The sequence below is a fragment of the Flavonifractor sp. An100 genome (assembly GCF_002161175.1).
In the GTDB taxonomy this organism is placed as follows: domain Bacteria; phylum Bacillota; class Clostridia; order Oscillospirales; family Oscillospiraceae; genus Lawsonibacter.
Window position 1 is genome coordinate 1 of the sequence record NZ_NFMA01000059.1, and the last position, 876, is coordinate 876.

Below are 876 nucleotides of genomic sequence, written 5' to 3' on the forward strand. Positions count from 1 at the left end.
GCGGCGGTGCGGGAAAATATGATTGCCCGCAACCCCACCGAAGGCGTCACCCTGCCTAAGAAGAAAGCGGTCCCCAAACAGATCCTCAACGATGCACAGCTGGAGAGGTTTATGAAAGTTATTCAGGAGGACAAAATCTGGCACGACTTCTTCTACACGGAGTTGACCACCGGACTGCGGCGAGGTGAGATCTGCGGGCTCATGTGGTCGGACTTCGACGAGGCCCACGGGACCCTCTCCATCCGCCGCACTGTCCACGCCCAGAAGGGCGGCAGACTGACCACCGGCGAGACCAAGACCGGGACTGGGAAGCGTACCATCACTCTGCCTCCCAGTACGGCAAATCTTCTCTCCGAGCGGAAAAAGCACTCCTATTCAGAGTGGATCTTTCCAGACCCGCTCCGCCCGGAGCGGCCCATGCGTCCCAATGCCGCTTACATCCACCTGAAAGGTCTGCTGAAACAGGCCGGTCTGCCCAGTATCAGGTTCCACGATTTGAGGCATACCTTCGCCACCCACGCCCTGGCCTTCGGGGTAGACGCCAAGACTCTATCCGGCATCCTGGGCCACACCCAGGCCTCCTTCACGCTGGATACCTACACCCATGTGACCGGGGATATGCAGAAGCGGGCCAGCGAGATCGTGGGCAGCTTTATGGAAAACATCATGGTGAGGTGAGCGTATGTCGGGAAAGAGAAAGAAAGGGTCGGGAACTATTCGCCTTCGGAAAGACGGCCGCTGGGAGGGGAGGGTAGTCATCGGCTATGATGAGGCGGGCAGTCCAAAAACAAAAAATGTACTGGCAAAGACGAAGCGGGAGTGCGCGGAAAAGCTGAAGAAGCTGAAAGAGCAGTGCGGCGGCTTCCGCCCTGTTCA

1 protein-coding gene and 1 pseudogene are annotated in these 876 nt (G+C 58.3%); both read left to right on the forward strand.

What is annotated here, in order from left to right:
• Positions 1-678, forward strand: a 678-nt coding sequence (locus tag B5E43_RS14740) for a site-specific integrase (RefSeq protein WP_143383031.1), incomplete at its 5' end; no start/stop codon positions are given.
• A 4-nt stretch (positions 679-682) separates the two neighbouring features.
• Positions 683-876, forward strand: a pseudogene (locus B5E43_RS14745) (site-specific integrase); the annotation flags it as partial.